Annotated in this window: 22 protein-coding genes; 7 read left to right on the top strand and 15 right to left on the bottom strand. The window is 57.7% G+C overall.

Annotated features, from left to right (window positions below):
* Positions 1–106: 106 nt before the first annotated feature.
* Positions 107–2,686 (top strand): DNA mismatch repair protein MutS, encoded by a 2,580-nt coding sequence (mutS, locus tag V6L79_RS08620; RefSeq protein WP_338580089.1) that lies wholly within the window; start codon positions 107–109, stop codon positions 2,684–2,686.
* A gap of 129 nt (positions 2,687–2,815) precedes the next feature.
* Positions 2,816–3,139: a ferredoxin FdxA gene (gene fdxA, locus V6L79_RS08615; protein ID WP_003443045.1), complete on the top strand. Its 324-nt coding sequence runs from the start codon at positions 2,816–2,818 to the stop codon at positions 3,137–3,139.
* Positions 3,140–3,358: 219 nt separating this feature from the next.
* Here fdxA and V6L79_RS08610 read toward each other — a convergent pair whose 3' ends face one another.
* The 3 genes from V6L79_RS08610 to V6L79_RS08600 form a co-directional block, all read right to left on the bottom strand.
* Positions 3,359–3,988: a CoA transferase subunit B gene (locus tag V6L79_RS08610; protein ID WP_338580088.1), complete on the bottom strand. Its 630-nt coding sequence runs from the start codon at positions 3,986–3,988 to the stop codon at positions 3,359–3,361.
* Between the two features lie 2 nt (positions 3,989–3,990).
* Positions 3,991–4,689, bottom strand: a complete 699-nt coding sequence (locus V6L79_RS08605; protein ID WP_261741184.1) for a CoA transferase subunit A — start codon at positions 4,687–4,689, stop codon at positions 3,991–3,993.
* A 392-nt stretch (positions 4,690–5,081) separates the two neighbouring features.
* Complete coding sequence (locus V6L79_RS08600) at positions 5,082–5,738, bottom strand: TetR family transcriptional regulator (protein WP_338580087.1); 657 nt, start codon at positions 5,736–5,738, stop codon at positions 5,082–5,084.
* Between the two features lie 265 nt (positions 5,739–6,003).
* Between V6L79_RS08600 and V6L79_RS08595 the strand changes: the two genes are divergently transcribed.
* From V6L79_RS08595 to V6L79_RS08585, 3 genes are read left to right on the top strand one after another with little or no spacing between them, the layout of a single operon-like run.
* Entirely contained in the window at positions 6,004–7,155 is a 1,152-nt protein-coding gene (locus V6L79_RS08595; RefSeq protein WP_338580086.1) for an efflux RND transporter periplasmic adaptor subunit, read from the top strand.
* Between the two features lie 3 nt (positions 7,156–7,158).
* Entirely contained in the window at positions 7,159–10,314 is a 3,156-nt protein-coding gene (locus V6L79_RS08590; protein WP_261741181.1) for an efflux RND transporter permease subunit, read from the top strand.
* Positions 10,311–11,762, top strand: coding sequence for an AdeC/AdeK/OprM family multidrug efflux complex outer membrane factor (locus V6L79_RS08585; RefSeq protein ID WP_261741180.1), 1,452 nt, complete (start codon positions 10,311–10,313; stop codon positions 11,760–11,762). The genes V6L79_RS08590 and V6L79_RS08585 overlap by 4 nt, the downstream gene beginning before the upstream one ends.
* Before the next feature lie 181 nt (positions 11,763–11,943).
* Here the strand turns inward: V6L79_RS08585 and pcaC are convergent, their stop codons facing one another.
* The 9 genes from pcaC to pcaR all read right to left on the bottom strand — a co-directional run bounded on the left by pcaC (position 11,944) and on the right by pcaR (position 21,448).
* A complete protein-coding gene (gene pcaC, locus V6L79_RS08580; protein WP_048358970.1) occupies positions 11,944–12,336 on the bottom strand; it encodes a 4-carboxymuconolactone decarboxylase in 393 nt (130 codons plus the stop codon).
* A gap of 10 nt (positions 12,337–12,346) precedes the next feature.
* Positions 12,347–13,147, bottom strand: coding sequence for a 3-oxoadipate enol-lactonase (gene pcaD / locus V6L79_RS08575; protein WP_261741178.1), 801 nt, complete (start codon positions 13,145–13,147; stop codon positions 12,347–12,349).
* An 11-nt stretch (positions 13,148–13,158) separates the two neighbouring features.
* Entirely contained in the window at positions 13,159–14,511 is a 1,353-nt protein-coding gene (locus V6L79_RS08570) for a 3-carboxy-cis,cis-muconate cycloisomerase (protein ID WP_321836601.1), read from the bottom strand.
* Between the two features lie 48 nt (positions 14,512–14,559).
* Complete coding sequence (locus tag V6L79_RS08565) at positions 14,560–15,852, bottom strand: MFS family transporter (protein ID WP_261741176.1); 1,293 nt, start codon at positions 15,850–15,852, stop codon at positions 14,560–14,562.
* A gap of 118 nt (positions 15,853–15,970) precedes the next feature.
* Positions 15,971–17,176, bottom strand: a complete 1,206-nt coding sequence (pcaF, locus tag V6L79_RS08560; RefSeq protein WP_261741175.1) for a 3-oxoadipyl-CoA thiolase — start codon at positions 17,174–17,176, stop codon at positions 15,971–15,973.
* Positions 17,173–17,955 carry a CoA-transferase subunit beta gene (locus V6L79_RS08555; RefSeq protein ID WP_261742385.1) on the bottom strand — a complete coding sequence of 261 codons (783 nt, stop codon included), beginning with the start codon at positions 17,953–17,955 and terminating at the stop codon, positions 17,173–17,175. Before V6L79_RS08555 ends, pcaF begins: the two co-directional genes overlap by 4 nt.
* Positions 17,952–18,809, bottom strand: a complete 858-nt coding sequence (locus tag V6L79_RS08550; RefSeq protein ID WP_088379144.1) for a CoA transferase subunit A — start codon at positions 18,807–18,809, stop codon at positions 17,952–17,954. The genes V6L79_RS08555 and V6L79_RS08550 overlap by 4 nt, the downstream gene beginning before the upstream one ends.
* 152 nt (positions 18,810–18,961) lie before the next feature.
* Positions 18,962–20,308 carry an MFS transporter gene (locus V6L79_RS08545; protein WP_321835916.1) on the bottom strand — a complete coding sequence of 449 codons (1,347 nt, stop codon included), beginning with the start codon at positions 20,306–20,308 and terminating at the stop codon, positions 18,962–18,964.
* 297 nt (positions 20,309–20,605) lie between these two features.
* Positions 20,606–21,448, bottom strand: a complete 843-nt coding sequence (pcaR, locus tag V6L79_RS08540; protein ID WP_261741173.1) for a pca regulon transcriptional regulator PcaR — start codon at positions 21,446–21,448, stop codon at positions 20,606–20,608.
* 689 nt (positions 21,449–22,137) lie between these two features.
* Here pcaR and V6L79_RS08535 point away from each other — a divergent pair.
* Positions 22,138–22,338 (top strand): hypothetical protein, encoded by a 201-nt coding sequence (locus tag V6L79_RS08535; RefSeq protein WP_261742384.1) that lies wholly within the window; start codon positions 22,138–22,140, stop codon positions 22,336–22,338.
* 344 nt (positions 22,339–22,682) lie between these two features.
* On the top strand, positions 22,683–24,155 hold the full coding sequence (locus V6L79_RS08530; protein WP_261741172.1) for an inorganic phosphate transporter: 1,473 nt from the start codon (positions 22,683–22,685) through the stop codon (positions 24,153–24,155).
* 263 nt (positions 24,156–24,418) lie between these two features.
* Here V6L79_RS08530 and ccoM read toward each other — a convergent pair whose 3' ends face one another.
* The 3 genes from ccoM to V6L79_RS08515 all read right to left on the bottom strand — a co-directional run bounded on the left by ccoM (position 24,419) and on the right by V6L79_RS08515 (position 25,229).
* Positions 24,419–24,529, bottom strand: a complete 111-nt coding sequence (gene ccoM, locus V6L79_RS08525; protein ID WP_016779744.1) for a cytochrome c oxidase subunit CcoM — start codon at positions 24,527–24,529, stop codon at positions 24,419–24,421.
* A 148-nt stretch (positions 24,530–24,677) separates the two neighbouring features.
* Positions 24,678–24,839, bottom strand: coding sequence for a hypothetical protein (locus tag V6L79_RS08520; RefSeq protein ID WP_261741171.1), 162 nt, complete (start codon positions 24,837–24,839; stop codon positions 24,678–24,680).
* Positions 24,840–24,917: 78 nt separating this feature from the next.
* Complete coding sequence (locus V6L79_RS08515; protein WP_261741170.1) at positions 24,918–25,229, bottom strand: aspartate-semialdehyde dehydrogenase; 312 nt, start codon at positions 25,227–25,229, stop codon at positions 24,918–24,920.
* Positions 25,230–25,288 lie beyond the last annotated feature (59 nt).

Here is a 25,288-nt window from a genome sequence, read left to right as displayed (position 1 = left end):
ACACCTGTAGGTGCAGGGGGCTGACATGTTAACCTTGCGTCCATTGCGAAAACCTCAGGCTACGGCCTGTCTTTCCCCACTTCTGAACGAATCCGCCTAAGTCCTGATGAGTAAAAATACCTCCGACCTGTCCAGCCACACGCCGATGATGCAGCAGTACTGGCGCTTGAAGAACCAGCACCCTGATCAGCTGATGTTTTATCGCATGGGCGATTTCTACGAAATCTTCTACGAAGACGCGAAGAAAGCCGCCAAGTTGCTGGATATCACACTCACGGCCCGTGGGCAGTCTGCAGGCCAGGCGATCCCGATGTGCGGGATTCCTTACCATGCCGCCGAGGGCTATCTGGCCAAGCTGGTAAAGCTCGGTGAGTCGGTGGTGATTTGCGAACAGGTCGGAGACCCGGCCACCAGCAAAGGCCCGGTGGATCGTCAGGTAGTACGCATTATCACTCCGGGTACGGTCAGTGACGAGGCGCTGATGGATGAGCGCCGCGACAACCTGATTGCTGCCGTGCTCGGCGATGAGCGCCTGTTTGGCCTCGCCGTGCTGGACATTACCAGCGGTAACTTCTCGGTACTGGAGATCAAGGGCTGGGAAAACCTGCTGGCTGAACTGGAGCGCATTAACCCGGTTGAATTGATGATCCCGGACGACTGGCCACAAGGTCTGCCCGCCGAAAAACGCCGTGGCGTACGTCGCCGCGCACCGTGGGATTTTGAGCGCGACTCGGCCCTGAAAAGCCTGTGCCAACAGTTCTCAACCCAAGACCTTAAAGGTTTTGGCTGCGAAAACCTGACCTTGGCCATTGGCGCCGCCGGTTGCCTGCTCAGTTACGCCAAGGAAACCCAGCGTACCGCCCTGCCCCATTTGCGCAGCCTGCGCCATGAGCGTCTGGATGACACCGTGGTCCTGGACGGCGCCAGCCGTCGCAACCTGGAGCTGGACACCAACCTGGCCGGTGGGCGCGACAACACGCTGCAGTCCGTGGTCGATCGTTGCCAGACTTCGATGGGCAGCCGCCTGCTGACCCGCTGGCTGAACCGCCCGTTGCGCGACTTGAGCGTACTGCTGGCACGCCAGTCGTCGATCACCTGCCTGCTGGACGGCTATCGCTTTGAAAAGCTGCAGCCACAGCTCAAGGAAATCGGCGATCTGGAGCGCATTCTGGCCCGTATCGGCCTGCGCAATGCCCGCCCCCGCGACCTGGCACGGCTGCGCGATGCCTTGAACGCATTACCGCAACTGCAAGACGCGATGATCGGCCTCGAAGCGCCGCACCTGCAGCAGTTGGCTACAACCACCAGCACTTATCCCGAGCTGGGAGCCCTGCTGGAAAAAGCGATCAACGATAATCCGCCTGCCGTGATCCGCGACGGTGGCGTGTTAAAGACCGGGTATGACGCCGAACTGGACGAGTTGCAGTCGCTGAGCGAAAACGCCGGTCAGTTCCTGATTGACCTGGAAGCCCGCGAAAAAGCCCGTACCGGCCTGGCCAACCTGAAGGTCGGTTACAACCGGGTACACGGCTACTTTATCGAGCTGCCAAGCAAGCAGGCCGAGCAGGCACCGGCCGATTACATCCGCCGCCAAACGCTCAAAGGCGCCGAGCGCTTTATCACCCCGGAGCTCAAAGCCTTCGAAGACAAGGCCCTGTCGGCCAAAAGCCGCGCCCTGGCCCGCGAGAAGATGCTCTACGAAGCATTGCTCGAAGAAATGATCAGCCATCTGGCGCCGCTGCAAGACACTGCCGCCGCACTGGCCGAGCTGGATGTACTGAGCAACCTGGCAGAGCGCGCACTGAACCTGGACCTGAACTGCCCGCGCTTTGTCGACGAGCCGTGCATGCGTATCAGCCAAGGCCGCCACCCGGTGGTCGAGCAAGTACTGACCACGCCATTTGTGGCCAACGATCTGGCGCTGGATGACGATACCCGCATGCTGGTGATTACCGGTCCTAACATGGGCGGTAAATCGACCTACATGCGCCAGACCGCATTGATCGTGCTGCTGGCCCATATCGGCAGTTTTGTTCCGGCAGCGAGCTGTGAGCTGTCGCTGGTTGACCGCATCTTTACCCGGATCGGCTCCAGCGATGACCTGGCGGGCGGCCGTTCGACCTTTATGGTCGAGATGAGTGAAACCGCGAACATTTTGCACAACGCCACCGAACGCAGCCTGGTCCTGATGGATGAAGTGGGCCGCGGCACCAGCACGTTCGACGGTTTGTCGCTGGCCTGGGCTGCGGCAGAACGTCTCGCCCAATTACGCGCCTATACTTTGTTTGCCACCCACTACTTCGAACTGACGGTACTGCCCGAAAACGAACCGCTGGTGGCCAACGTGCACTTGAGTGCGACCGAGCACAACGAACGCATCGTGTTCCTGCACCATGTATTACCGGGCCCGGCCAGTCAGAGTTATGGCTTGGCCGTGGCGCAATTGGCGGGCGTGCCGACCGAAGTCATCACCCGTGCCGGCGAGCACTTGAGCCGCCTGGAGACCACCAGCCTGCCCCATGAAGTGCCGCGTCCGACCACCGGTAAAAAGTCGGTACCACAGCAAAGTGACATGTTTGCCAGCCTGCCTCACCCGGTGCTGGATGATATTTCCAAGCTGGATCTGGACAACATGACGCCACGTAAAGCGCTTGATTTGCTCTACACATTAAAGACACGCCTTTAAAAGCTGCTAGAATCGCGCGCGGTTCGGGATGCTAGTGACCTTTTAGCCTGGTCATTAGATATCACTCCCGAACCCGGTGAACCCGACCTGGAAGGGTTTCGCTGCCGCCGCCTGAGGAGAGAATTAGAAATGACCTTCGTCGTCACCGACAACTGCATCAAGTGCAAGTACACCGACTGCGTAGAAGTCTGTCCGGTGGACTGCTTTTACGAAGGCCCGAACTTCCTGGTGATTCACCCGGATGAGTGCATTGACTGCGCGCTTTGTGAGCCTGAATGCCCTGCACAGGCGATCTTCTCTGAAGATGAAGTGCCTGCGGACATGCAAGAGTTTATTCAGTTGAATGTTGAGCTGGCTGAAATCTGGCCAAACATCACTGAGAAGAAAGACGCTCTGCCGGACGCGGAAGAGTTTGATGGTGTGAAAGGCAAGATCAAAGATCTGGAACGCTGATTCACGCTGCAGCAAAAAGCCCCTTTTGGGGCTTTTTGTGTTTCTGAGCCTGATAAAAAACCTGTAGCCGCTGTCGAGCTACGCGAGGCTGCGATCGGGGGCGCAGCGCCCGCAAATCCTGAGCCCCCAATATATCCGCCAAATCGAGGCTTCTGGTTTGCGACTGCTACGCACCCGATCGCAGCCTCGCGTAGCTCGGCAGCGGCTACAGGCGTGTATTCAGCCGTTAATTGCGCAGCCGGTTGCTTCTTGCAGTTGCTCGCGGCTAACCCCCGCGGCCAGCTCAACCAGTTGGAGCCCTTGCTCCGTCACATCGAGCACCGCCAGGTCGGTAATAATCCGGTCAACCACGCCCACGCCGGTCAGCGGCAGGTCACACTGTTTGAGCAGTTTATGGGTGCCACCCTTGGCCGTGTGCTCCATCAGCACTACCACGCGCTTGACCCCGGCCACCAGGTCCATCGCCCCGCCCATGCCCTTGACCATCTTGCCCGGAATCATCCAGTTGGCCAGATCGCCCTTCTCGGAGACTTGCATCGCGCCAAGAATCGACAGGTTGATATGCCCACCGCGAATCATCGCAAACGAGTCGGCGCTGTTGAAAAAACTGCTGCCCGGCAGGGTCGTAATAGTTTGTTTACCCGCGTTGATCAGATCGGCATCGACCTCATCTTCGGTCGGAAACGGGCCAATCCCGAGCAGGCCATTTTCACTTTGCAGCCACACATCCATGCCCTTGGGAATGTAGTTGGCCACCAGGGTCGGCAAACCGATGCCCAAATTGACGTAAAAACCGTCCTGCAGTTCTTGGGAGGCGCGCTGCGCCATTTCTTCACGAGTCCAGGCCATGGTCAGGCGCTCCGTACAGTGCGATGTTCGATACGTTTTTCCGGGCAGGCATTGAGCACCAGCCGCTGCACGTAAATCCCGGGCAAATGAACCTGATCGGGCTCGATCTCGCCAATCTCGACAATTTCTTCCACTTCCACCACGCACACCTTGGCCGCCATTGCGGCCAATGGATTGAAATTGCGTGCGGTTTTGTTGAACAGCAGGTTGCCGGACTTGTCGGCTTTCCAGGCCTTGACCAAGGCCACATCGGCCCGCAGTGAACGCTCCATGACGTACCACTCGCCATCAAACTCACGAGTTTCCTTGCCTTCAGCCACCAAAGTGCCGTAACCGGTCTTGGTGAAAAATGCCGGTATACCCGCCCCGCCCGCCCGCAGTTTTTCCGCGAGGGTGCCTTGAGGGGTGAACTCCAGTTCAAGTTCGCCAGCCAGGTACTGACGTTCGAACTCTTTGTTCTCGCCCACGTAGGAAGAAATCATTTTGCGGATCTGACGCGTCGTCAGCAGTTGCCCCAGGCCGAAACCATCAACCCCGGCGTTGTTACTGATGACCGTCAGCTCGCGCTTGCCAGTGTCACGCAGGGCAGCAATCAGCGCTTCCGGAATCCCGCACAATCCAAAGCCGCCGACAGCCAGGGTCATGCCGTCTTCGACCAGCCCCTGCAAAGCGGATTCAGCACTCGAGTAAATCTTGTTCACTTGTTATTCCTCGAATTGCCCACGACACACAACACCATCGTGGTCTGTTTGCTTTAGTCGAGAGAGGGCCAACACTTTGGCCGTCGCCCGCTCCCCGATTTTGGCTGCTCTGGCCTGCGGCCAAAGCGTTGCTCAAGTGTAGGGGAAGCCGACGTGAGAAGGGTTAAATGAGAGAAATAACCAAGAAAGATGCCGAAGTCATGTAGTACTTAAAACCCGTTGCCTATAGCTTGTTTATCGATGACTGTGGGGCATTTCACTGAGCCATCACAATTTAGCTACAAAATACTTAGCTCGCTAACTTTAAACCTGCAGGCTAGACGTATATAAATGCCGTTAGCCAGCAAATGCTCCAGAGGGCAAATCTTCACTCGCCTTATTGCCCGAGCCTACTAGACTCCCTCTCGGATATTGGCGCTAATTCGTAATGTTGGGCTTAAACGCAGCATATCCAGACCCGTTTCGACCCAGGACTCAGCGTTCTTGAAAAGCTCGAAGCTGTCAGGAACCAGCAGCCATTGCCCGAGAATTCCGTCGATATAGGCATGCAAGCAAATAGCAGCACGGCGAACATCCAGCGTTACAGGGAGTTGTTGACGGTGAATGGCATTGGTAAGGGCCAGTTCGATTCTGCTGTTGCAATCAACCATCGCAACCTGGCGCTGAGCCCGAAAATCACACATTTCGTCTGTGAATTCGCACTTATGAAACAAAATTTCATTGATACGCCGGGTTTTTGGATCAATGGCAACTTGGCGAAACAAATGAATCAGCAATTGGCGCATGCAGCCGAGCGGATCAATTTCGTTCTGGTTTTCACTGGCCTTGGCCATTTCATCCAGCGGTTCATGCAGGCTATCGAGCATGGCCTGCACCAGATCGGCCTTGTTGCTGAAGTGCCAGTAAATTGCACCGCGGGTGACACCCGCCAACGCGGCAATATCAGCCAACGTCGTGCGTGCAACACCCCGCTCGTAAAAGGCCTGCTCGGCCGCCTCGAGGATTTTGCTCCGGGTTTCAAGCGCTTCTTCTTTGGTACGACGCACCATGGCAATAAAAACCTCAATCAGGAGGGTCCGGGCAGTTGCGATCACTCGCCAGGACCAACATCGGGTGGCGCTTGTTATGCCTTATCCCGGTCTACTTCATACTTTAAAAATGGCTCTGCAGGACGTAGCGAGACACGTTCCCGCTATTTACAAACAGACACGAATGTAAGTATATTCCTTAGCAAGCTACTTATCCACCCGGAACAGCTTTCTTTACCCTTCCACTATTCTTGTGCGCTTTCGCGTGCCTGACCCGAGGATTTTCATGCAATTCAAGCCAGCTGTTACCGCTCTGGTTGCTGCCATCGCCCTAGCTTCGCTGCTCAGCGGATGCAAAAAGGAAGAGGCAGCACCTGCCCCGCAAATCCCTCAGGTCGGCGTCGTGACGCTAAAAACCCAGCCCTTTACCTTGACCACCGACCTGCCGGGTCGTACTGCGTCCTATCGTTCGGCTGAAGTTCGTCCTCAGGTAAACGGCATCATCCTCAAGCGCCTCTTTAAAGAAGGCAGCGACGTAAAAATCGGCCAGCAGCTGTATCAAATCGATCCAGCGATCTATGAAAGCGCCGTGCTCAGCGCTCGTGCCACTCTGCAATCGGCAAAATCCCTGGCTGATCGCTACAAGCAATTGGTTGCAGAGCAAGCCGTAAGCCGTCAGGAATACGACAACGCCGAAGCCGCACGCCTCGAAGCCGAAGCTGCCCTGAACACTGCCCAGGTCAACCTGCGCTACACCAAGGTGCTGGCGCCGCTGACCGGTCGTATCGGTCGCTCGCTGTTCACCGAAGGTGCACTGGTCACCAGTGGTCAGGTGAACGCATTGGCCGTGATCACCCAACTGGACCCGATCTACGTTGACGTGACCCAATCCTCGGTGGAAATGCTCGAACTGCGCCGCGATCTGGCCAGTGGCCGCTTGAAGAAGGCCGGTGATAACTCCGCCAAGGTCAAGTTGACCCTGCCGGACGGCAGTGAATACCCGCAAGAAGGTCGTCTTGAGTTCTCCGAAGTCTCAGTGGATGAAGCCACCGGCTCCGTCACCCTGCGCGCCGTGTTCCCGAACCCTGACGAAGTACTGCTCCCAGGCATGTTTGTCCACGCACAACTGGAAGCAGGTATCGACAGCAATGCGATCCTGGCACCTCAGATTGGCGTGACCCACAACCTCAAGGGCCAACCCACTGCCTTGATCGTTGGGCCGGACAACAAGGTTGAAATGCGTGTGCTGCAAGCTTCGCGCACAGTCGGTAGCGACTGGCTGGTCGAGAAAGGCCTGAACCCTGGCGACCGCCTGATTACTGACGGCCTGCAGTTCATCAAGCCTGGCATTGAAGTCAAGATCATGGACAAGCCACAAGGCGAAACCCCGGCACCTGCCCCGGCAACTGAAAAAGCTGCAGGCAGTAAAGGGGAGTAAACCATGTCGAAATTTTTTATCGACCGTCCGATTTTCGCCTGGGTAATTGCCCTTGTGATCATGCTGGTCGGGGCTCTATCGATCCTCAAATTGCCGATCAACCAGTACCCGAGCATCGCGCCACCGGCAATCTCGATCTCCGTGACCTACCCGGGCGCTTCGGCGCAAACCGTGCAGGACACCGTGGTCCAGGTAATCGAGCAACAGCTCAACGGTATTGACCACCTGCGTTATGTGTCGTCTGAAAGCAACTCTGACGGCAGCATGGCCATCACCGCTACGTTCGAGCAAGGTACTGACCCCGACACCGCTCAGGTGCAGGTACAGAACAAGCTAAACCTGGCGACCCCACTGCTGCCTCAAGAAGTTCAGCAGCAAGGTATCCGTGTTACCAAGGCAGTGAAAAACTTCCTGATGGTAATCGGCGTGGTGTCTGAAGACGGCAGCATGAACAAGGACGACTTGTCGAACTACATCGTCTCCAACATGCAGGACCCGATCTCCCGTACCGAAGGTGTAGGCGACTTCCAGGTGTTCGGTGCCCAGTACGCCATGCGTATCTGGCTCGATCCGGCCAAGCTGAACAAATACAACCTGACCCCGGTGGACGTGAAAGCGGCCATCAGCGCACAGAACGTACAGGTGTCCTCCGGACAACTGGGTGGCCTGCCTGCGGTCAAAGGTCAGGAGCTGAACGCTACCATCATCGGTAAAACCCGCCTGCAAACCGCCGAGCAGTTCAAAAAGATCCTGCTCAAGGTCAACAGCGACGGTTCTCAGGTTCGCCTGAGCGATGTGTCCGAGGTTGCTCTGGGTGGTGAGAACTACAGCATCAGCGCCCAGTTCAACGGCAAGCCGTCTTCGGGTCTGGCGATCAAGCTGGCTCCGGGCTCCAACGCCCTGGACACCGCAAAAGCACTGCACAAGACCATCGGTGACCTGGAACCTTTCTTCCCGCAAGGCATGAAAGTCGTTTACCCGTACGACACCACTCCTGTGGTCTCGGCCTCGATCAAGGGCGTAGTTGAAACCCTGGTTGAAGCCGTTGTACTGGTGTTCCTGGTGATGTTCCTGTTCCTGCAGAACTTCCGCGCCACCATCATCACCACGATGACTGTGCCGGTAGTATTGCTCGGCACATTCGGCATCCTGGCCGCGGCCGGTTTCAGCATTAACACCCTGACCATGTTCGGTATGGTATTGGCCATCGGCTTGCTGGTGGACGATGCGATTGTGGTGGTTGAAAACGTCGAGCGGGTGATGTCCGAAGAAGGCCTGCCGCCCAAGGAGGCGACCAAGAAATCCATGGAGCAGATCCAGGGTGCTCTGGTCGGTATCGCCTTGGTGCTGTCGGCGGTACTGCTGCCAATGGCCTTCTTCAGCGGCTCCACCGGTGTGATTTACAAACAGTTCTCGATCACCATTGTTTCGGCCATGGCGCTCTCGGTACTGGTTGCTCTGATCTTCACCCCGGCCTTGTGCGCCACCATGCTCAAGCCAATCCAGAAGGGTGATCACGGCGAGAACAAGCGCGGCTTCTTCGGCTGGTTCAACCGCACGTTCGACAGTGGCGTCAAGCGCTACGAGAAAGGTGTGGGCAGCATCCTGCGTCACAAGGCGCCGTACCTGCTGGCCTACGTACTGATCGTGGTCGGCATGGTGTTCCTGTTTACCCGTATCCCTACCTCCTTCCTTCCCGAAGAAGACCAGGGCGTACTGTTTGCACAGGTTCAGACCCCAGCAGGCACCACTGCAGAACGCACCCAGGATGTGATCGACAGGATGCGTGAGTACCTGTTGAAAGAAGAGTCGGGCGCGGTGTCTTCGGTGTTTACCGTAAACGGCTTTAACTTCGCCGGTCGCGGTCAAAGCTCCGGCCTTGCGTTCATCATGCTCAAGCCTTGGGGTGAGCGAGATGCGGACAACAGCGTGTTTGCACTGGCTGCCCGCGCTCAGGCGCACTTCTCCACCTTCCGCGATGCAATGGTGTTCGCCTTTGCCCCGCCGGCAGTAATGGAATTGGGTAACGCCACCGGTTTTGACGTTTACCTGCAAGACCGTTCCGGTATTGGTCACGAGAAGCTGATGGCGGCCCGTAACCAGTTCCTGGGCATGGCTGCGCAAAGCAAGATCCTGGCAGGCGTACGTCCAAACGGCTTGAACGATGAGCCGCAGTACCAGCTGGAAATTGACGACGAAGCAGCTCGCGCCCTGGGCGTTGACCTGAGCGACATCAACAACACGCTGTCGATCGGCCTAGGCGCCAGCTACGTCAACGACTTCATCGACCATGGCCGAGTGAAGAAGGTGTTCCTGCAAGGTACAGCCGACTCCCGGATGAACCCGGAAGATCTGAAGAAGTGGTTCGTGCGTAACAGTGAAGGAACCATGGTGCCGTTCTCGGCATTCGCCAAAGGCAAGTGGATCTACGGTCCGCCCAAGTTGTCACGCTATAACGGCGTAGAGGCCATGGAAATCCTGGGTGCTCCAGCTCCGGGTTACAGCAGTGGTCAGGCCATGGCTGAAGTAGAAGCCTTGGCCAAGAAGCTGCCAGCGGGCGTGGGTATTTCCTGGACCGGGCTGTCATTCGAAGAGCGTCTGTCTGGTTCGCAAGCACCTGCCCTGTACGCTATATCCTTGCTGATGGTATTCCTGTGCCTTGCAGCACTGTACGAAAGCTGGTCAATCCCGATTGCAGTCATGCTCGTGGTGCCGCTGGGGATTATCGGTGCACTGATGGCGACCAGCCTGCGAGGGTTGTCCAACGACGTGTACTTCCAGGTGGGCTTGCTCACGACCATCGGTCTGGCATCGAAAAACGCCATTCTGATCGTCGAGTTTGCCAAAGAGTTGCATGAACAAGGACGAACACTGAGCGAGGCCGCGATCGAGGCGTGCCGCATGCGTCTGCGTCCAATCATCATGACCTCGCTGGCGTTTGTACTGGGTGTGATCCCGCTGGCCATCTCCTCGGGCGCAGGCTCGGGCAGCCAGCACGCTATTGGTACGGGTGTTATCGGTGGCATGATCACCGCCACCGTACTGGCCGTGTTCTGGGTACCGCTGTTCTTTGTGGCCGTATCGTCCTTCGGCAGCAAAAAAGATTCCGAAAAGAAAGTGGACCTGACTAAAACTCCAAACCAAGAGGCTGGCCAATGAGCAAGTCGCTTCTCGCAGTAGCCATCGCAGCGTTTACGCTGGGCGGCTGCTCGCTGATCCCCGACTACCAGCGCCCTGAAGCGCCGGTAGCGGCGCAGTACCCGCAAGGCCCGGCCTACTCCCCTACCGAGGCGGCCAATCAGGCCGCTGCAGAACAAGGCTGGCGTCAGTTTTTCCATGACCCGGCGCTGCAGCAGCTGATTCAGACCGCTCTGGTCAACAACCGCGACCTGCGTGTCGCGGCGCTGAACATCGACGCCTATGCCGCGCAGTACCGCATCCAGAGGGCCGATCTGTTCCCGGCGGTTTCGGCCACTGGCAGCGGCAGCCGTCAACGCACCCCGGCAAGCATGTCGCAAACCGGCGAGTCGGGCATTACCAGTTCTTATTCGGCGACCCTTGGGGTCAGCGCGTACGAATTGGACCTGTTCGGCCGGGTTCGCAGCCTGAGCGATCAAGCGTTGCAGAACTACTTTGCAACCGAAGAAGCCCGACGCACGACTCAGATCAGTCTGGTGGCCAGCGTCGCCAATGCTTACCTGACCTGGCAGGCTGACAAAGAGCTGCTGAAACTGACTGAAGACACCCTCAAAGCATTCGACGAGAGCTACAAGCTCACCTTGCGCAGCAATGAAGTGGGTGTCGCCTCGGCACTGGACGTAAGCCAGTCGCGTACCTCGGTGGAAAACGCCAAGGTACAACTGGCCAGGTACACCCGTCAGGTAGCTCAGGACCAGAACAGTTTGGCGCTGCTGCTTGGTACCACCATCCCGGACAACCTGCCTGCAGCCAAACCACTGGCAGCTGACCTGTTGAACGAAGTACCGGCTGGCTTGCCATCAGACTTGCTGCAACGTCGTCCGGACATTCTCGAAGCCGAACACAAGTTGCTGGCCGCTAACGCCAACATCGGCGCGGCGCGGGCAGCGTTCTTCCCAAGCATCAGCCTTACGGCCAATGCCGGGACCTTGAGCCCTGACCTGTCGGGGCTGTTCAAGGGCGGTTCGGGCACCTGGCTGTTCTCGCCGCAAATCAACCTGCCGATCTTTAACGCAGGTGCCCTGCGCGCCAGCCTGGACTACTCGAAAATCCAGAAGGAAATCACCGTTTCTCAGTACGAGAAAACGATCCAGACCGCCTTCCAGGAAGTCTCTGATGGCCTGGCGGCGCGTCAGACCTACAACCAGCAGTTGCAGGCACAAACCGACTTCGTTAACGCCAACCAGGATTACTACCGGTTAGCCGAGCGTCGTTATCGGATTGGCATCGACAGTAACCTGACCTTCCTCGATGCCCAGCGCTCGTTGTTCAGCGCGCAGCAATCGTTGATCACCGATCGTCTTTCGCAGCTGACCAGCGAAGTCACGCTGTACAAGGCGTTGGGTGGCGGTTGGTACGAACAGACCGGGCAGAACCGCCCGGTTTCGGATCAGCCACCAAAGGCGTGATACGTACCGCATAAACAACAAACCCGCCTTTTGGCGGGTTTGTTGTTTGTGTGATGCCCGTTTTGTAGCCGCCGAGGAGCGCAGCGAGGCTGCGATGGGGTGCGTAGCAGCCCCGGCAACTGAAGGCCCTTCGGTCCTTATCGCAGCCTCGTTCCTCGGCAGCGGCTACAAGGAAGAGCGGTTACACCCGCGACTCAACCCCCAACTCATCCCACACCGACTCAGCCAAGTGGAAGGTCGCGTTAGCCGCCGGGATGCCGCAGTAGATGGCGCTCTGCATGATCACTTCTTTGATCTCGGCACGAGTCACGCCGTTGTTGGCCGCCGCACGCAGATGCAGTTTCAGCTCCTCATTGCGATTCATGCCGATCAGCATCGCAATAGTAATCAGGCTACGGGTATGCCGCGCCAGTCCAGGGCGGGTCCAGATATCACCCCAGGCGTGGCGGGTAATCATTTCCTGAAATTCGCTATTGAACTCGGTCAAGGCATTGAGGCTGCGATCGACATGGGCGTCGCCGAGCACCGCACGGCGTACTTGCATACCTTCGTCGTAACGTTGTTTCTCGTCCACAAACAGCTCCTTAAACCGCTTTACCGGCTAACAAAAAGTCCAACACGCGCTGGCTGAAGGCATCCCCGGCCTGCACGTTGGACAGGTGCGCGGCATAAAACTCGGCGTACTGCGCACCGCGTACATGTTCCTGGATGAAATGGCTGCCCGCAGGCGGAGTTACAGCGTCTTCCGTGCCTGCGATTACCAGCAGGGGCACGTCAATTGCGCCCAGTTGATCGCGAAAATCCGCATCGCGCACTGCCGCGCAGTTGGCGGCGTAGCCTTGGGGGGAAGTGGCGGCGAGCATGTCGGTAATGCGTTTGGCCTGCTCAGGGTTAGCTTGGGCAAAATCTGCGGTAAACCAGCGCGCAATCGATGCGTCACGCAGCCCGGCCATCGCCGCCGCACCGTCACGCAACACCATTTCGATTCGCGGGTTCCACATCAAAGGCTCGCCAATTTTGGCAGAGGTGTTGCACACAATCAGCTTGTGCAAACGCGAACCGGCATTGATGCCCAACCACTGGCCAATCAGCCCGCCCATCGACAGCCCGCAAAAATGTGCCTGTTCGATATGCAATGCATCCAGCAGCGCCAGCACATCGCCGCCCAGTTGCTCAATGCTGTACGGCCCTTCGGTTACCAGCGACTGGCCGTGGCCACGAGTATCGTAGCGCAACACCTGGAAATGCTCGGCGAACGCCGGAATCTGTGTGTCCCACATCCCCAGGTCAGTGCCCAACGAATTGGACAGCACCAGCACCGGCGCGCCTTGCGGGCCGTCCAAGCGGTAATTGAGTTCACCTTCAGCGAGTTGTACACGTCCCACGAGCTTCTCCTTTAGAGGACCAACGCAAAATGTTCAGCCCGCGCACGCTCGACCCACGTCGTCGCTTGGCCAAGGTAATAAGCCGGATCGAGCAAGCGATCCAGTTCGTCTGCACTCAGGTGCGCGGTGATTTGCAGTTCATCGCCCAGCACCGCACGTAAATGGCGCTGCTCGGCCACCGCACGTTTGCAACATTGCTCCAGCAGATGGTGCGCGGTTTCGCGCCCTACCCTCTGGGCCAGCACAATGCTCACGGCTTCGGCCAGTACTAGCCCGTGCGTCAGGTCGAGATTGCGCGCCATACGCTCGGGGTCCACTTCCAGCCCTTGGGCAATATTCAGCGCCTGCACCAGCGCCCCGGAGACCACACAGCAAATCTCGGGCAGGGTCTCCCATTCGGCGTGCCACAGGCCCAGGCTGCGCTCATGCTCCTGAGGCATGGCGCTGAACAGAATGCTCAGCAAGCCCGGAACCCGCGTCGCAGCGCTGATCAATACCGCCGAACCCACAGGGTTGCGCTTGTGCGGCATGGTCGACGAACCGCCCTTGCCCGGCGCCGACGGTTCAAATACTTCAGCGGCCTCGGTCTGCATCAGCAGGCTTATGTCCCGGCCAATCTTGCCCAGCCCACCGGCGATCAAGCCCAACACCGCGCCGAACTCCACCAGTCGGTCACGCTGGGTGTGCCACGGTTGCTCAGGCAGGTTCAGGCCCAGTTCGTCGGCCAGCGCCTGCGCCACCGGCATCGCCTGTTCACCCAGTGCCGCCAGGGTGCCCGAGGCTCCGCCGAATTGCAGGCACAGCAGACGCGGTTTCAGCTCATTGAGACGCTGGCGGCTACGGGTCACGGCGCCCAGCCAACTGGCGATTTTCATCCCCAACGTGACCGGGGTCGCCTGTTGCAGCCAGGTCCGTCCGGCCAAAGGGGTAGTGGCATAACGCTGAGCCTGGGCGGCGAGCACATCGGCCAACTGCGTCAGATCACGCTCGATCAATCCCAGGGCTGCGCGTAATTGCAGCACCAGCCCGCTGTCCATTACGTCCTGACTGGTAGCCCCCAAATGTACATAACGCTCGGCCTCGGGCGCGCTGCTGGCAATCTGTTTACCCAAGGCTTTCACCAGAGGAATTGCCGAATTGCCGGCACTGGCTATCGCCTGGCCCAAGGCTGAAAAATCGTAGAGTTCAGCTCGACATGCCGCTGTAATCGGCCCGAGTGCCGAGTGAGGAATCACCCCAACCCCAGCTTGCGCCCGGGCCAGAGCCGCTTCGACGTCGAGCATGGCCTGCACCCGGCCATGATCGCTGAACACCTCACCCATAGCCTTGGCCGTAAAGTACGCATCGAACAGCTGATTACTCATAAACCTTCCTTAGAAGGCGCGCGCCATAAAGGGGCGCGCGCAGGTACATCACAAATCGTGGTGCAGGTACTTGGGTTGTTTGGGCAACCGGAAGCTGAACAGGAAGGCGACTGCCATCATGGCAGTCACGTACCAGTAGAAGGTGTTTTCCATGCCCATCGACTTCAGGCCCAGTGCCACGTATTCCGCCGAACCACCAAAGATCGCGTTGGCTACCGCATACGCCAGGCCTACGCCCAACGCCCGAACCTGGGGTGGGAACATCTCGGCTTTAACCAACCCGCTGATCGAGGTGTAAAAGCTGACAATCGCCAGCGCCAAGGTAATCAGCACAAAGGCCAGAAACGGGCTGGTGATGGTTTTCAGGCTCAGCAGGATCGGCACGGTACACAGCGTACCCAGCGCGCCAAACCAGAGCATGTTGTTACGTCGACCGATCTTGTCCGCCAGCATGCCGAACAACGGCTGCATGCACATATAAAGAAACAGGGCGCCGGTCATGATGTAACTGGCGGTTTTGGCATGCATTCCGGCGGTGTTCACCAGATACTTCTGCATGTAGGTGGTAAAGGTGTAGAAAATCAGCGAGCCGCCGGCGGTGTAACCCAGCACGGTAATAAACGCCGCTTTATGGTCACGGAACAACGCCGCCACGCTACCTGCATCCTTGTCCTGGCGGGTTTCGGCGCTGGTGGTTTCTTTCAGGGTACGACGCAGCAGCAACGAGATCAGCGCCGCAATGGCACCGATCACAAACGGCACGCGCCAGCCCCAAGCCCGCAGTTCATCTTCTGACAGGAACTGCTGAAGAATAACCACTACCAATACCGCCAGCAGTTGCCCGCCGATCAGCGTCACATACTGGAACGAGGCAAAAAAACCGCGCTGCCCCTTGAGCGCAACTTCGCTCATGTAGGTTGCCGTGGTGCCGTACTCGCCCCCCACCGACAGGCCCTGAAACAGCCGCGCCATCAACAGCAAGGCCGGAGCCCAGGCGCCAATCGAGGCGTAGGTCGGCAGAAAGGCGATGACCAGCGAGCCGGCGCACATCATCAGCACCGAAATCATCATTGAATTCTTGCGCCCGTGTTTATCAGCGACCCGGCCAAACAGCCAGCCACCAATGGGGCGCATCAAAAAACCAGCCGCAAACACGCCGGCAGTGTTGAGCAACTGCACCGTGGGGTCATCGGAGGGGAAGAAAGCAGGCGCGAAATAGATCGCGCAGAAGGCGTAAACGTAAAAGTCGAACCATTCGACGAGGTTGCCGGAGGACGCACCGACAATCGCAAAGATCCTTTTTTTACGCTCCTCTCCTGTGTAGTGAGTTTCTGTTGTCATGTTTATTTACTCATCAGGTTTTTAGTTGCAATCGGACACACCTTGCAACACATAGCGCCGTAACCGCAATAAGCCGAACGACTGAGGTCACAGTCGCTCGGCTTTAACTGTAGCGCTATCAGACCCGTTCGATAGCCAATGCCAAACCTTGGCCGACACCGACACACATAGTTGCCAAGCCTTTCTTGCCGCCGGTTTTCTCCAACTGGTGCAAGGCGGTCATCACGATACGTGCACCACTCATGCCCAGCGGATGGCCCAGGGCAATCGCTCCGCCATTGGGGTTAACCTGCGGTGCGTCGTCAGCCAGGCCCAACTCGCGCAATACAGCCAAGCCTTGGCTGGCGAAAGCCTCGTTGAGTTCAATCACATCAAAATCGCTGACCGCCAAACCCAGGCGCTCCACCAGCTTGCGTACCGCAGGTACCGGGCCGATGCCCATCACCCGCGGCGCAACACCGGCGCTGGCCATTCCCAGCACCCGAGCTCGGGCGGTCAGACCATGGCGTTTAACCGCCTCGGCCGATGCCAAAATCAAGGCTGCCGCGCCATCGTTCACCCCCGAGGCATTGCCCGCGGTCACAGTCTTGTCCGGGCCGTTGACCGGTTTGAGTTTGCCCAGGGTTTCCAGGCTGGTGTCGGCACGCGGGTGCTCATCGTGTTCAACGATGGTCTCGCCTTTTTTGTGGGCAATACGTACCGGTACGATTTCTTCGGCAAAGTAACCAGCAGCCTGAGCGGCGGCGGTACGTTGCTGGCTACGCAGGGCGAAAGCGTCCTGATCGGCGCGGGAAATTTGGTAATCGTCGGCCACGTTATCCGCGGTTTGCGGCATCGGATCGATCCCGTACTGGGCCTTCATCAGCGGGTTGATGAAGCGCCAGCCGATGGTGGTGTCTTCCAGCTTCATGTTGCGCGAAAACGCCGCATCGGCCTTGCCCATCACAAACGGCGCTCGCGACATGGACTCGACGCCACCGGCAATCGCCAGCTCCATCTCGCCACTGGCAATTGCCCGGAAGGCGGTGCCGATTGCATCCATACCCGAGGCACACAGGCGGTTGAGGGTTACCCCAGGAATGGTTTCCGGCAGACCGGCCAACAGCGCCGCCATGCGGGCCACGTTGCGGTTGTCTTCACCGGCCTGGTTGGCGCAGCCGAAGAACACTTCGTCGACTTCGCTCCAGTTCACGTTTGGGTTGCGCTCGATCAGCGCCTTTATCGGCGCAGCAGCCAGATCGTCAGCACGAACGCTGGCCAGACCACCGCCAAAACGGCCAATGGGTGTACGAATCGCGTCACAGATAAAGACCTCACGCATCACGCTTCTCCCGGTGCCTGGCCGTGAGCCAGTGCAGTTCGAGCCTCAAGGTCACGCAAGGCGGTGAGCTCAACCTCGGTCGGTGCGGCCGTCTGTTGCACGTTATCGGCAAAGCGAATCGCCCAGCCGGTAGCGGCGACCACTTGCTCGCGAGTCACACCAGGGTGCAAGGCCGTTACCACGAATTCGTTGGTTTGCTCCTCGGGTTCCATGGTGCACAGATCAGTGATGATCCCGACCGGACCGGCACCTGGCAGGCCCAGGCGTTTACGCGAGTCGCCGCCTTCGCCGTGGCCGACAGAGGTGATGAAGTCCAGTTTGTCGACAAATGAACGGGCCGACTGCTTGAGAATGATCAGCACGCTTTTCGCCGACCCGGCGATCTCCGGTGCCCCACCGGCACCCGGCAGGCGCACTTTTGGCTGATGGTAGTCACCGACCACGGTGGTGTTGATATTGCCGAAGCGGTCAACCTGGGCCGCACCTAAAAAGCCCACATCGACCCGGCCGCCTTGCAGCCAGTAACGGAAGATTTCGCTGGTGGACACTACTGTGTCGGCAGTTTCGGCCAGCTCGCCGTCCCCAATCGACAGCGGCAAGACGTAGGGCTTGGCACCAATCGGACCGGATTCGTAAATCAGTACCACATCGGGTGAAGAGGTCAGACGCGCCAAATTGGCCGCTTTGGAAGGCAGGCCGATGCCGACAAAACACACCGAGCCGTTTTTCAAACGGCGAGCGGCGGCGACAGTCATCATTTCATTGGTGGAGTAAGCCATTATTTTGCCTCCGAAGCGCGGGCCAGCTTGGCCTGGAACTCGCTGAAATTCGCAGTGCCGTGGATGTATTCATTGATCCAGGCAGTAAAGGTCTCACGGTCGCGGGCAATTGGGTCCCACGCCTGATAGAAACGGTTATCACGCTCGGTGTATCCATGAGCGTAGGACGGATGCGCACCGCCCGGCACATGGCACACCGCGCTCAGGGCCCAGGTCGGCAGCACACAGGCGTTCATCGGCGCTTGCAGGTCATCGACGATTTCCTCAACCGTGACGATGCAACGCTTGGCCGCCAGTGCCGCCTCCTTCTGCACCCCCAGAATGCCCCACAGCAGCACGTTGCCTTTGCGGTCAGCCTTTTGTGCATGAATCACCGTCACGTCCGGGCGCACTGCTGGCACGGCGGCCAATACTTCGCCGGTGAATGGGCAAGTCACGGTCTTGATCAGCGGATTGACCTTGGGCAGGTCTGAACCGGCGTAGGCACGCAGTACCGCAAACGGCAGGCCCGAGGCGCCTGCGACGTAGGCATTGGCCAGGTCGGCGTGGCTGTGCTCTTCGATTTCCAGCGGCTGTGGCCACTGTTTCTCGACGGCATCGCGTAAACGGTGCAAGGAACCGACACCCGGATTACCGCCCCAGGAAAAGATCAACTTTCGCGCACAACCGGCACCGATCAACTGGTCATAGACCAAGTCAGGCGTCATCCGCACCAGGGTCAGGTCTTTCTTGCCCTGGCGGATGATTTCATGACCCGCAGCAGTCGGAATCAAGTGAGTGAAACCTTCGAGAGCAACGGTGTCACCGTCGCTAACAAATTGTTTCACCGCGTCGTGTAACGAAATGATGTCTGCCATCTGGGTAGCTCCCGTTTTTTTTGTAGGCCGCTGCAGTTGAAGAAGGTGCGCTAGCACCGGATGTTCAGCAGATTAAGCCGCGGCTTTCGGCCAAACAATCCGATAATCGACTATGTGTTCGTTAATCGAACACATAGTTAGCGTGATAACGATCAGGTTGCATCCGCATGGCTGACCATGCCCTTGATCAATACCGCAGCGGTTGCCAGGGCAGCCGGGATCACCAACGCGGTCAGTACTTGCTCGAAGTTCCAGCCCAGCCCCAGCAGAGTTGCCCCCATCCAGGCGCCTAGAATGGCGCCGAAGCGGCCAATACCGAGCATCCACGACACACCTGTGGCCCGACCCTGGGTCGGATAAAAACGCGCAGCCAGAGACGGCATCGCCGATTGCGCACCGTTGACACACATACCGGCCACCAGCACCAGCGTGGCGAGAAGGGTGATATTGCCCAGGCTCTGCCCTACCGCGTAGGCAAATACCCCAGCTAGCAGGTAGAAAATGCCGATAACTTTATGAGGGTTGAACCGGTCCATCGCCCAGCCCACCCCTACCGCACTCAGTACCCCGCCGAACTGGAACAGAGCGCCAATAAACGCTGCCTGCTCCATGCTCGCACCACTGTCGCGCATCAGCGTCGGCAGCCAGCTGGTCAACAGGTAAACAATCACCAGGCCCATAAAGTAGGTGAGCCAGAGCAACAGGGTGCCGGTGCTGTAGGTACCGGAGAAAATCACCGCGAATACGTTGCGGGCCTTGACGGTCTTTTGCTCCGGTACGCTGAAGCTTGCAGCTTGAGCCACAATTGCCGGGTTTATTGGGGCCAGTGCTTTTCGAATAAGCTCAATGCTGCGATTGCGCACCACTAGAAAACGCGCAGACTCAGGCAACCACGCCACCAAGACCAGGGTCAGAATCAGCGGCAAAATCCCGCCAATCAGCAGCAGGCTATGCCAGCCATACATCGGGATCAGCTTGGCCGAGATAAACCCGCCGCCTGCCATGCCGAGGTTGAAGCCGCAGAACATACTGGTCACCAGCAAGGACTTGTGCCGCTCAGGGGTGTACTCCGATAGCAAGGTGGTGGCATTGGGCATCCCGGCGCCCAGCCCCAGGCCGGTCAAAAATCGCAGAACCAGCAACTGGTCAACGTTACTGCTGTAGGCCGACGCCAGGCTGAACCCGCCAAACACCAACACCGCCACCACCAGCACCACTTTGCGACCAAAGCGGTCCGCCAAGGGCCCCGAACCCAGGGCACCAAACACCATGCCGATCAGCGCGGCGCTCATGACCGGGCCCAGGCTGGCGCGGTCAATACCCCAGTCCTGCGACAGAGCTGGGGCGATAAAGCCCATTGCCGCAGTGTCCAGGCCATCGAGAAAAACAATCAGAAAACACAGGATCACCACGCGCCATTGGTAACGCGACAGCGGTTGAGCGTTGATGAAGGACTGCACATCGAGGCAGCTGCCGACAGAAGACTGAGGTGAATTCATTATTTTTATACCGAGTAAAAACCAGGGCGAACGAAAACCGGCTAACGGCCAGGGTCACACTAAAAGCTATCGGGGATCAGCGGATCTTCGGGCGACTGCGCAGTGACTCGGTCAGTGACGGGCAGTTGGGGATGTTCATGGCGTATAGCCTCTTCATTATTATTTTGGCCAAGTCCTGAGCAACGCTTGAGCGGGCTTCGAACCGGGGCGCTGAAGCGACATTAATCAGCGCACTGCCAGCGCGCAATTCGATAAACGCTTAACTGTGCGTTTATCGAACGCTTAGTTCCCTCTGATTCAGCTAAACAACTGGGTGCTCAGCTCACGGCTGGCGTTGAGCATGATCGGTAAAAAGCGCTGTTCCAGCTCCGTACGTGTCACCCGCCCGGCGTGGGTGCTGACGTTCAGAGCCGCCAGCACTTGGCCCGACGCGTCATACACTGGTACGGCAATCGAGCGCAGCCCTTGCTCCAGTTCTTGATCAACGACACACCAGCCTTGTGCGCGTACCTGCTGCAAACACTCAAGCAACGCCTCTGGGGTATGCAAGGTGCGACTGGTTTTGGCCTGGAACTCGCCATGGGCCAGGTACTCGTTCAGCGTCACATCGTCCAGCGCCGCCAGCAGGATGCGGCCCATTGACGTGCAGTACGCAGGCAAGCGGCCACCTACCGACAAGTCCACCGAGATCAGGCGCTGGGTGGTGGCCGAGCGGGCGATATAGAGGATATCGTCGCCTTCGAGGGTGGCCATGTTGCACGCTTCGTGCAATTGCTCACTCATACGGTCCAGATACGGCTGGGCCGACACCGCCAGCGGCGACGAAGACAGATAGGCGTGGCCCAGGGTCAGCACTTTGGGCAACAAGGAGTAGGTCCGACCATCAGTGGTCGCGTAGCCAAGCTTGATCAGGGTGTACAAACACCGGCGCACCGCTGCCCGTGGAATTTCAGTGCGATGGCTGATCTGAGCGATGGTCAGATGCCGCTTGCGCTCCTGAAACGCCTGCACCACTGCCAAACCTCGGGCCAGTGACGACATAAAGTCAGGGTCACCGGTAAACGCCTGAATCCGCTTGGCCGGCGACGCCACAATCGGCGGTGCGATACTGGCAACGGCATTACGCAGTTGATCACTCATTCCCAACCCCCAGCTTCAGCTGCTTATAGTTATTACATGCCGGGCGATTATCGAACCGTCAGCCGATAATCGCAATCCACCCATCAACCTGGACGCAAGCTAAAGATTCACAGGCTGCCCCTTGGCGTGAGGTTTATTAAAATCAAGCGCCCCACACAATCAATCCGTTCAGTGATAGAAAACGTCTGCTTTATATGTAATCCGGTTAAGTCCAGCCCGGCGGTTAAATAACTTGATTCGGCAATTAGCCGGCGACCGTATTAATAGAGTGCGCCGAGCATCCTGCGCTGTAATTCATGACTATTCATAACTCGTCACGCACTTGGAAGTTGACGCGCCCGAAGTTATTCGGCGATAGTAGTGATTCTCCTCCGCCTTGGAGGAGTGCAAGTGATCGAGAGCACAAGGTCAAGCCTGTGCGACAGATTGGATCCAGCCAATTCGTTGAGTTCAATCGGCCCTCGCGGCTTAACCCAAGTGCATTGTGTGTTGTGGCCCAGTGGGGGTGAACACTTACAAACGGCGACGTTCATGTGTTAGTTGATGACGTGGCGGTGTGCATCGCGTGGCGTATTTAAATGTGACGTTGTAAATAGGCAATTGCCTTATCGCCTATCATTCGTCAAATGAATCAACCGCCCCTGCACGGTGATTCACCAGATTTAAACTTAACTCAATTAGGTAACACAGTGACGAAAGACGAACTGCGCGCAGAACTTGAGCGTCAGGAACAACGATTCAAGGATGTTTACGGCGGTGAAGTGACGACCTACGCCGCTCGCCCAGAGCCAGAGCGTAAACCTTGGCGCAAACGTGCCAGCCTGCTCGATCAGGCTTTCTCTCAAGAAATTCAGAAAATTGAAAAAGAGCTCAATGCCGAAGAGCCCTGACCTGAGAGCCTGAAAATAGCCTGCTGCCACCCTTGCTTGCTTGCCATTTGCACGAGCGGGTATGGCTATTTGCTGTGTCAGAGCTGAAACCAGTCCGGCTCAACCTCCGATTCGAGATATTTCATGTGCTCGAATCAGGGCCTCGACAAGGGGTAAAGTTTGCCCCCTGAAAACCCTCATAGCCTTTGCTATCAGTGGCTTGAGGGAATGTGCCTACGCGTTCTTTCAGAATACTCTGACGAGTTTTTTCATTTATAGATGTTACCAACGGGCAGCTAGTGCATTGATTAGCAGGGTTTTCTGGCATAATCCGCCCCCCTTTATGACCGTGTCAGAAAACCTTCATGATCGATCTATTAAGCGGATTGGACGCCTGGGTTCTTATCAGCCTCTTCTTCGCCCTAGCCTTTGTTCTCGCGTTTGAGTTCATCAACGGCTTTCATGACACCGCAAACGCGGTAGCGACTGTCATCTACACCAAAGCCATGCCGCCTCACCTGGCGGTGTTCTTTTCCGGTGTGTTCAACTTCCTCGGCGTTCTGCTGGGCGGGGTCGGCGTGGCTTATGCCATCGTCCACCTGCTGCCGGTAGAGCTTCTGGTGAATGTAAACACCGGACATGGCCTGGCCATGGTGTTTTCACTGCTTGCAGCAGCCATCACCTGGAACCTGGGAACCTGGTATTTCGGGATTCCGGCCTCAAGCTCGCACACTTTGATCGGTTCGATCCTGGGTGTCGGCCTGGCCAATGCCCTGATCAGCGGAATCCCGGTGAGCGAAGGGGTTAACTGGCAGAAGGCAATCGACATTGGTGCCTCGCTGGTGTTCTCGCCAATTGCGGGCTTCCTGATTGCCGGCCTGGTGTTGATCGCCCTGAAGTGGTGGCGTCCGGCGTCCAAGATGCACAAGACGCCAGAGCAGCGCCGCAAGCTGGACGACAAGAAGCATCCGCCGTTCTGGAACCGCCTGGTTCTGGTGATCTCGGCCATGGCAGTGAGCTTTGTTCACGGCTCCAACGATGGCCAGAAAGGCATCGGCCTGATCATGCTGGTCCTGATCGGCATCGTGCCAAGTGCCTTCGTACTGGATCTGAACAGCACCACGTATCAGATCGAGCGTACTCGTGACGCCACCCTGCACCTGAACCAGTTCTACCAGCGCAACAACGCTTCGCTGAGCGAGTTTCTGGCCTTGGGCAAAAGCATCAAAGGCGACTTGCCTGATCAGTTCAGCTGCAACCCGCAGCAAACCGAACCGACCATTGAAGCGCTGCTTGGCTCATTGAAAGGCGTGGCAGACTACCATTCGATCCCGGCTGAAAAGCGTATCGAGATCCGTCGCTACCTGCTCTGCCTGGATGACACTGCAAAGAAAGTCAGTAAACTGCCAGTACTTGATTCGCGCGAAAAAGCCGACCTCGACAAACTGCGCAAAGACCTGACCGCAACCACAGAGTACGCCCCGTTCTGGGTGATTCTGGCAGTAGCACTGGCCTTGGGCCTGGGCACCATGGTTGGCTGGAAGCGGGTGGTTAAAACCATCGGTGAGAAGATCGGCAAGCAAGGCATGACCTATGCCCAGGGCATGGCGGCACAGATCACCACTGCCTTCGCAATCGGTATGGCCAACATCTTCTCCCTGCCGGTATCGACTACGCACATCCTGTCGTCAGGCGTTGCTGGCACCATGGTCGCCAACAAGAGCGGCCTGCAAGGCGGCACGATCAAGACCATCCTGATGGCGTGGGTGCTGACCTTACCGGCCACCATCGCGCTGTCTGCGACGCTGTTCTGGCTGGCGTCCAAAGCGCTGGCCTGATTCTGCGCCGAACAAAAAAGGTACGTCCCTCACGGGACGTACCTTTTTTTTGTGCAGTAATAAGTTGTGGGAGCGAGCCTGCTCGCGAAGCCCCCAAGAACATCGCGATTTTCCAGTCAATACACGCTGATACTTACACCCTTCGCGAGCAGGCTCGCTCCCACAGAGGGGTTCAAGCTGTAGACAAAACACACAGGCAAAAAAATAGGCGACCGAAGTCGCCCAAAATGCCTTGCGTGCTCATTCCCTGAAAAGACTCGGCGCTATTTGCGCTTCTGGGAGTCTTTCCAGATAAAAATGCCCAGACCGGCGAAGAACAAAACCATGAGGCCGACAGTAAGTACTCCGGCGATAACCACATTATCGAGAAACATGACGGCCTCCTGCGTTTGTCTGATTGTGTCTGTTGAAGCTAGATTAACCAGACGCGCAGGCGCACAACTTGACCGGGATCAATAGAGATCCACGGCCAGCTCGAAGTTGATGGGAATAATTGACTCAGGTCAGCGGAATCGCAGCAGCTCAGCGCTTTTTCGGTTTTTTCTTTGGTTTCTTCGCTGCTTTTACCAAAGGCATTGCCTGCTCGAATGCCAGGCGAACTTCATTCAAGCGTTTTTCATTGAGGTCGTGTACCCGTTTGGCGCGCTCGGCGCCCAGATCAACCAGCTTGGTGTCTTGGCTCATAAAAAATCAGACCACTGTCAGTGTGTTTCAGTGCGCCAATAATGCGACGCGTATTCAGCGCTGACCAGAAAAAACCATCTAGACTTTTATATCGACCCACAACCCCTGACGCTGCATGCCATCAATCAGGGGCGCATCCGGCGCACCGTCATCAGTGCCCGCCTCTGCCACTGGGTTCTGCTCCAGGGATTCGCGACGGCGCTTGTCGTGTTGGCGCTGCTGTTCTTCGCGTAACAGCAGCGTGGCCTGATCGTCATCGCTGTGTTTCAGATCGATCGCACACTCACTGGAGCTGGCTTGCGTTGGCACCACGGGCGGGATCTCGGGTCGAGGACGGACAGGGCCGCAGGTAACGGTTACTGCGCCAAGCGGCAAAATTGACGGCAACATGGTTAATGTTCTCCTGTCGTCAGTCTGTCAGCGGCAGCCCGTCGAGGTCAGCCGTTCGT

The organism is Pseudomonas sp. ML2-2023-6, assembly GCF_037055265.1.
GTDB classification, from domain to species: domain Bacteria; phylum Pseudomonadota; class Gammaproteobacteria; order Pseudomonadales; family Pseudomonadaceae; genus Aquipseudomonas; species Aquipseudomonas kulmbachensis.
The sequence above is the reverse complement of the archived record's forward strand: the minus strand, read 5'-3'. Positions and strand labels throughout refer to the sequence as shown.